The sequence below is a fragment of the Bacteroidota bacterium genome (assembly GCA_018698135.1).
Taxonomy (GTDB): domain Bacteria; phylum Bacteroidota; class Bacteroidia; order CAILMK01; family JAAYUY01; genus JABINZ01.
This window is the reverse complement of the sequence record JABINZ010000099.1, coordinates 1-7868: the sequence shown is the minus strand read 5'-3', so window position 1 is coordinate 7868 and position 7868 is coordinate 1. Positions and strand designations below refer to the sequence as shown.

Annotated in this window: 7 protein-coding genes; 3 read left to right on the top strand and 4 right to left on the bottom strand. The window is 34.1% G+C overall.

Annotated features, from left to right (window positions below; translation table 11 throughout):
• Window positions 1–24: 24 nt before the first annotated feature.
• The 4 genes from HOG71_06300 to HOG71_06285 all read right to left on the bottom strand — a co-directional run bounded on the left by HOG71_06300 (window position 25) and on the right by HOG71_06285 (window position 3819).
• Entirely contained in the window at window positions 25–561 is a 537-nt protein-coding gene (locus HOG71_06300; protein MBT5990447.1) for a sigma-70 family RNA polymerase sigma factor, read from the bottom strand.
• 76 nt (window positions 562–637) lie between these two features.
• Window positions 638–1594, bottom strand: a complete 957-nt coding sequence (locus tag HOG71_06295) for a transketolase family protein (GenBank protein ID MBT5990446.1) — start codon at window positions 1592–1594, stop codon at window positions 638–640.
• The gene (locus HOG71_06290; protein MBT5990445.1) at window positions 1594–2964 is read right to left on the bottom strand and encodes a VWA domain-containing protein; all 1371 of its coding nucleotides are present in this window, start codon (window positions 2962–2964) and stop codon (window positions 1594–1596) included. Before HOG71_06290 ends, HOG71_06295 begins: the two co-directional genes overlap by 1 nt.
• 9 nt (window positions 2965–2973) lie before the next feature.
• Entirely contained in the window at window positions 2974–3819 is an 846-nt protein-coding gene (locus HOG71_06285; protein MBT5990444.1) for a transketolase, read from the bottom strand.
• Between the two features lie 247 nt (window positions 3820–4066).
• On the opposite strand from HOG71_06285, the gene HOG71_06280 reads away from it, so the two are divergent.
• The 3 genes from HOG71_06280 to HOG71_06270 all read left to right on the top strand — a co-directional run.
• Entirely contained in the window at window positions 4067–5086 is a 1020-nt protein-coding gene (locus HOG71_06280; GenBank protein ID MBT5990443.1) for a branched-chain amino acid aminotransferase, read from the top strand.
• Between the two features lie 70 nt (window positions 5087–5156).
• Window positions 5157–6359 (top strand): isocitrate/isopropylmalate dehydrogenase family protein, encoded by a 1203-nt coding sequence (locus HOG71_06275; protein MBT5990442.1) that lies wholly within the window; start codon window positions 5157–5159, stop codon window positions 6357–6359.
• Window positions 6360–6590: 231 nt separating this feature from the next.
• Window positions 6591–7868 (top strand): MFS transporter (locus HOG71_06270; GenBank protein MBT5990441.1); only part of this gene is annotated, 1278 nt, incomplete at its 3' end.

Below are 7868 nucleotides of genomic sequence, written 5' to 3'. Positions count from 1 at the left end.
TTGACATGCAAACTATAAATAGGTTTAAAAACTATCAGTAATAATCTTTTCAATTTTCTTTACTGCATGATGATAACTGGCTTTTAAGGCTCCTTTTGAGGTTCCTGTTATATCAGCTATTTGTTCATATGTTAATTCTTCGAAATATTTCATATTAAATACCAATCTTTGCTTATTTGGAAGCTTTAATAAGGCTTTCTGAAGCCTCTTCTGAATTTCATCTCCATTGAATAAGTTAGGGTTGTCAATCTTATGACTAATCTCTATATCATTTTGCTGAATGGAAATAGTTGCCCTTCTTTTCTTTTTATTCAGAAAGTTGAGTGTTTCATTTACTGCAATACGATAAATCCAGGTGTAAATTTTTGAATCTCCTTTGAACTTATCAATTTTTCGCCAGACCTTTATAAATACATCCTGTGTAATATCATTGGCATCTTCATGGTCAATAACCATTCTTCGCACTAAATGATAAATTGGTTTTTGATAAGACGAGACTATTTTCCTAAATGCTTTAGAAGTATCTTGCTTGAGGATAAGGAGAATATCTTGATTGGTCAGATGCATTAGTGAACATAATTTGAATACGATACATTAGACTCAAAGAAGAAGTGAAGGTTTAATAACAATTATATTTTCATTTCTTCCTGTCAATTACTTTCAACGCTGCTTCAACTATATCGGGAACATCTAGATTGTATTTGGCAAGTAATTGATCTGGTGTTCCACTTTGTCCAAATCGATCATTAACGGCAACCATTTCTATTGGAGTAGGGTGATTTATTGAAAGAAGTTGAGCCACTGAATCACCCAATCCACCATTTCGTTGGTGTTCCTCAGCAGTCACCACACAATTTGTTTTCCTAACTGACTGGAGTATCATTTCATTATCAAGAGGTTTAATTGTATGGATGTTGATGATTTCAGCATTAATACCTTTTTGTGAAAGTATCGTGGCAGCTTCAATTGCCTTCCAAACTAAATGTCCGGTCGCAATAATACTTACATCATTCCCTTCATTTAAAAGTATTCCTTTTCCGATTTCAAACACCTGATCCACAGGAATAAAATTTGGCACATTAGGTCTTCCAAATCGCAAATACACCGGCCCTTCATAATTTGAAATAGCTATGGTAGCAGCTTTTGTTTGATTATAGTCACAAGGGTTAATAACAGTCATGTTTGGAAGCATTTTCATTAATCCAATGTCTTCCAAAATTTGATGTGTAGCACCATCTTCACCAACCGTTAAGCCAGCATGTGAAGCACAAATCTTTACATTTTTATTTGAATATGCTACCGACTGTCTGATTTGGTCATAAACCCTGCCGGTTGAGAAATTAGCAAATGTTCCTGTATAAGGGATTTTATTCCCTATGGTCATTCCAGCAGCTACTCCAATCATATTTGCTTCGGCAATACCTGCCTGAAAAAAGCGATTTGGAAATTCTTTTTGAAATTTATCCATTTTAACGGATCCTGTAAGATCCGCTGCCAAAGCAACAATACGATCATTTTGCAAGGATGCTTCGTGTAATCCATCTCCAAAACCGTCTCGTGTTGATTTATTATTTATTATTTTGAATTCTTTCATTATTTTAAATTTATGCTAAGAGAACCTCCTGAAGATATGGTGAATTGTTTGTCATTGGTATAATAGGTGTTTCTGGCATTTTTTCTTCGATACGACAAGATATATGTTCCGGGTTGAATGACGAGAACTTGCTTCAACATACTTTCATCCAAATTTGTTACCCAAACAAGTTTGCCATCAATTTCCTGATAAATACTGCCAATCATATATGTTTGTGCAAAAACAACAGCCTTCCCTGGTTGAGGGACTTCTATGGTTGTTGTATGACTTTGTTTTATCTCAACTTTCTTAAGTGAAATTCTAGGTAATGTAAGAATCTCAAGATCATATTTTCCTACCAAATATTTTTGAATAAAATTGAAATCTTGAACATGAATTATTTCCTGTTTTCCTTCTTGATAAACAATGGCTTGCAAATTATTATAAGCCGTAATGCCTTTCACTTTTAGTTCCAATAATCCTTGTGGAGTTGATACAGGAATGATATTATGCTTGCCATGAATTAAGGCAACGTTTTCTTTTAATACTGGTGGTAAAGTATGAACAGCTATGTCGTAATTTGCAAAAGGATCAATAAATAAAGTGTCAGGAACGCCAGCATCGTTCATTGTGTGATAAAAATTATAGCGTATAATGCCAGTATTTGTTTCATAAAAAGTCATGTTGACCTCGGTTTCAGTGGCCTTACCATAAATGTCAAGAAGATTCACTTGAGATGTAGTGTTGTTCAATGCATTTGAAATTACAACATTGAGTATTTTACTGAATGATTGTTCATCCTTTGCATTGAAAAAGTTTCCAACACAATCTAATTGAGCTAACAGATCATCTGAAATCCCCAATCCAATAATAAATGGTTTTAGAATAATGCCTCTGCGTTGCAATGCCAAAGATACAGCACAAGGATCTCCGCTGCATTCTTCAATTCCATCAGTTATTAAAATAATGATATTACGAATATTCCCTCCAGCTGGAAAGTCATTTGCAGCAGCCGATAAGGAGTAGGAGATAGGTGTGGTTCCTTTCGGTCGAATAGCAGTTAGTTTTTCGACTATTTGGTCTCTATTATCTGGCCCAAATGCAACTTCCAATTTTGTATCCTTACAATCTTGTTTCGCTTTTGGACTGCGATGACCATAAGCTCGCAGAGCAAGTTCAACATCAGCAATATTTGATAAACTATCCACCAAATTGGTCAATAATCTTTTTGCAACATTAATTTTTTGTTCTTTTTCCCATTGCCCCCACATACTACCAGAACCGTCAAGTAGAAATAAAATCCTTGTCTTTGGGCTTTGTGCACTCATTTGTACTGAAATGAAAATCAATACAGAGAAAGAAATAATGAATTTTAAATTGAATGTTTTCATGTGATAGTATTAATAGTCACCCAAAGTCTCTTCCAATTGATTTAATGCAGTTATTAGTTGTTCATCGTTTGGCACTACTCCATGCCATTTATGATCATCCTCCATAAAATCCACTCCTTTGCCCATGATGGTATGCATTAAAAGAACAATCGGCTTGCCTTTAGCAGTATAATCTTTTGCAATATTTAATCCATTACTGATTTCATCAATATTATTACCATTAAGCTCAATTACTTGACATCCAAATGCATCCAGCTTTGATTTGAGATCCAGCAATGAAATTACATCATCAGTAGATCCGTCAATTTGCTTTTTATTGTAATCAATGGCAATAATTAAATTATCAACTTTGTGATGTGCGGCAAACATTAGTGCCTCCCAATTTTGCCCTTCTTGTAATTCGCCATCTCCTGTTAATGCATACACATATCGGTCATCATTATTTAGCTTTTTGGATAACGCACAACCAATTGCCGCACTCAACCCTTGCCCCAATGAACCAGATGCAATTCGAATTCCGGGAAGGTTTTCTTCTGTTGCAGGATGTCCTTGTAATCGAGTATTTAATAGCCTAAAAGTTTTTAACTCTTTGATGTCGAAATATCCTCGTCTGGCCAATATGCTATAAAAAACGGGCGATATATGACCATTTGATAAAAAGAAAACATCTTCGTTAATACCGTTCATATCAAAATGGGATGGATTGATTTTCATTTGCTGAAAAAACAAAACGGTTAAATAATCTGCACATCCCAAAGAACCTCCCGGATGTCCCGATTTTGCATGATTGGTCATCCGAAGAATATCTCGTCTAACCTGGCTGGCAATTCCTTCTAATTTCTTTGTTTCACTCACGTATACGCTACTTTATTGAAATTCAAAAGTATTATTAATTTAATCAAAAAAGGTAGCTGAATAATTGCTAGTTATCCCCAAACAAACTAATTTTTATATCCGATTAATTCATAATTTGTATTGTTTTGGTATTAGAAAAAAAACTGATAGTTTTTTTTAACAAAATCATAAAATCTTTGTGAAATATATATATTTGAAATCTTGAGAAAATGATTTTAGCCAATTTAAACAAATTAATCTCATTGATATGAAAGATATAAAATGGGGCGAATTACCCTTCGGATACCAAAAAACAGATTACAACGTAAGATGTTATTACCGTGATGGAAAATGGGGAAAGCTTGAGGTTTCTTCTTCTGAATATGTGAATATGCATATTGCAGCAACATGCTTGCATTATGGACAGGAATCTTTTGAAGGAATGAAAGCTTTCAAAGGTAAAGATGGAAAAGTTAGAGTTTTTAGATGGGAAGAAAACCATAAAAGAATGAATAATTCTGCATTTGGTATCATGATGGCCGAACTTCCACCTGAAGTTTTCAAACAAGCTGTTTTTAAAGCCGTTAAAATGAATATGGATTTTGTTCCACCCCATGGTACAGGAGCAGCCTTGTATATTAGGCCATTATTGATTGGTTCTGGTCCTCAGATTGGTGTCAAACCCGCTAATGAATATATGTTCATGGTTTTTGTTACACCGGTAGGGCCTTATTTTAAAGAAGGATTTACTCCTGTTGATTTCCTATTGACAGAAGAATTTGATCGAGCAGCTCCTCAGGGAACTGGAAATATTAAAGTTGGGGGTAACTATGCTGCCAGCTTAAGAGCAATGAAAAAAGCCCATGATAGTGGTTTTGCCAATGTGCTCTTCCTTGATTCTAAAGAAAAAAAATATATTGATGAAGCTGGCCCAGCTAACTTCTTTGGTATTAAGAATGACACCTATGTTACACCAGAGTCTCCTACGATTCTGCCATCAATAACCAATAAAAGCCTTTGTACTATTGCTGAAGAATTGGGTTTAAAAGTTGAAAGACGACCCATTCCTAAAGAAGAACTGGGTGAATTTGAAGAAGTAGGAGCATGTGGTACGGCAGCAGTAATTTCTCCTATCAAAAGGATTTATGATGATGCTACTGGAGCAGATTATTTATATTGTAAAGATGGTAAACCAGGTAAATGGTCAGTAAAATTGTATGAACATTTGCAAGGTATACAATATGGCGATTTGGAGGATAAATACGGCTGGATAGAATTTGTAGACTAATAAAAATGTAAATATAGAAAAGGTTGTCATGGTTTGAGCCTGACAACCTTTTATTAATTAAAACACGATTATGGAGAAGAGAACTATTGTTAAATTACCAGGTGATGGTATTGGAAAAGCAGTACTTGATGAATGTATCAAGGTATTGGATGCTGCAGGCTTTAATGCTGAATACGTAGAAGGTGATATAGGATGGGAGTTTTGGTGTAAGGAAGGAAATCCTTTGCCTCAACGAACAATTGATCTGATCGAGAAACATAAGATTGGGTTATTTGGTGCCATAACATCAAAACCAAAAGATGATGCATTTAATGAGTTATCTCCCGAATTGCAGAAAAAAGGATTGGTTTATTCCAGTCCGATAGTAGGATTGCGTCAGCATTTTGGCTTGGATATTTGTCTGAGACCTTGTCGTTCCTACACAGGAAATCCATTGAATTTTATCAGAAGGGGGCAAAATAACAGCATTGAAGAACCACAAGTTGATGTTGCTATATTCAGACAAAATACAGAAGGATTGTATGGGGGAGTAGAATGGTCGAATCCGCCTGCACAAGTTTATGATGCATTAATGACACATCCAAAATTCAAGAAGAATTTTGGTAGCACTCCTGTTGAAGAAATTTCAGTTTCAACACGTATTTTTACAAAAAAAGCAACTGAAAGAATTATTCGTGCTGCTTTTGAACATGCGGTTAAGTTCGATTATAAATCAGTAACAGTTTGTGAGAAGCCCAATGTCATCAGGGAAACTTCTGGCATGATGTATAAAATGGCACAGCAAATTCAAAAAGCTGATTATCCTCAAATTGAACTGTGGAATACCAATATCGATGCACAAATGATGTGGTTAACCAAAAATCCAGAGATTTATGGTGTTATTGTAGCAGGTAACATGTTTGGCGACATTGTTTCAGATGGATTTGCTGGCTTAATAGGTGGACTTGGTTTTGCTTGTAGCGCTCAAACAAATCCAGATAATGGAATTGCCATTTTTGAGCCTACTCATGGTAGTGCACCGAAATATGCAGACTATCCTGTTTCGATTGTTAATCCAATTGCTATGATTGAATCGGCTTGTATGATGTTGGAATATATTGATGAAATTGAAATTGCGACCAAAATTCGAAAGGCCGTAGCTGAGGTAGTTACTGAAGGAAAAGTTCGAACTTACGATATGATGAAGATGACTGGAAAAGCAGATGTTATTAACAATGGTGCTGCATCCACTCAAGAGATGGCAGCTGCCATCATTAATAAGTTTAAAGCATAGAATGTAGTTATTGAGCAATCAATAATATAAAGAAATGGGTGTGTGATTTAGGTCATTACACCCATTTGATTTATAGGCTTTTACAATTAATTACATATAGGTAATTAATTGATTATTAATAACAATATTACTAGGTGGTAATTAATTGAGATGTGTTGAATAACAGTCCTTTATAAAATGAAACTGATTATTGTATTTTTGTAGGAAATTGTTTTAATAATTATTAAGAAATTGATTTACCAATTTGAAATATTCAGGAATTTAGGTTTCACAGAGAAACGAACTTTAATACTTCATCTCTTTTTTTCATTTATTGAGGGTTTAGCTCTAGGTGTTTTTGCTTTAAACGAGTTTGTGTTTATTCGCAGTTTAAAAGGTACCGATTTTCAATTAGGGCTTCTCTTTTTAATCATGAACTTTGTTTTGCTTTTCTCAGTAGTGTTTACTGAGTTTCTAAAAAGATATAAAAACAAACGTAAACTATTAATTTATGTTGCCTTATTGACCAGGCTGCCTATGTTATGTTTTCTGCTTTTTCCAAAGGATTTACAAATTCTTCTTTCTTCAGAATTTTACCACCTAATGTTTATTGCTATATTCTTTATTTACTATTTAGCAAAACCAGTGGTTCTGCCGATTATCAATTTGTATTTAAAAAACAATTACAAGGATCAGAATTTTGGAAAATTATTCAGTTATTCGACCATGATAAACAATGCAACTATGATAGTTGCAACTTTTTTGTTCGGCTTGCTTATGGATTTTGATTACAATTGGTATCGAATTGTTTATCCATTTCTTGGTATTTTGAGTGTCGTATCTATAGTACTGCTTAGTTATATACGTGTTGATATTATTCATACAGTAATCAAAGTGCCTTTTAAAATAGCTTTGGTCAATTCAATTAAAAACTCATTTCAAATCCTAAAATCAAACAAAGCTTATCGGGATTTTGAAATCGGTTTTATGCTATATGGTTTTGCCTGGATGACATGTTTTACAATAGTTCCAAAGTTCTATAGTGAGATTTTATTTCTAAATAACACCGCTGTTGCTTTCTATAAAAACTTCTACTATGCAATTGCAATAATTTCATTGCCATTTTTTGGGCGCTATTTAAGTAAAATTGATCCCAGAAAATTTGCAGTGCTCAGTTTTTCCTTTATGCTTTTAACTATTCTATTTTTGGCATTGACCGAATATATTCCTTTCTATTTCGAATTTCGAACAATCAAAGTATATTATATGCTTATTGCTTCGAACCTTATGTATGGATTGTTTGCTGGTTCTATGCCATTGATATGGGGAATCGGATCTGCTTATTTTTGTAAAGTTAATGAGACAGCCGATTATCAAGCAGTTCATTTAAGTTTAGTTGGAGTAAGAGCAGGTTTTGCACCCATAATTGGAATCATTTTGCTTCAAGCCTATAACTATTCAGTTACGTTTAGTGCAGGTATGGTAGCTTTACTAATTGCAATTATTTATATGAAGTATAGTCAAAGAATA

Excerpts from the sequence above, each read along its gene's own strand:
- HOG71_06280 (MBT5990443.1), top strand. The coding sequence starts at position 4,067 with ATGAAAGATATAAAATGGGGCGAATTACCCTTCGGATACCAAAAAACA.
- HOG71_06295 (MBT5990446.1), bottom strand. The coding sequence starts at position 1,594 with ATGAAAGAATTCAAAATAATAAATAATAAATCAACACGAGACGGTTTT.
- HOG71_06275 (MBT5990442.1), top strand. The coding sequence starts at position 5,157 with ATGGAGAAGAGAACTATTGTTAAATTACCAGGTGATGGTATTGGAAAA.
- HOG71_06290 (MBT5990445.1), bottom strand. The coding sequence starts at position 2,964 with ATGAAAACATTCAATTTAAAATTCATTATTTCTTTCTCTGTATTGATT.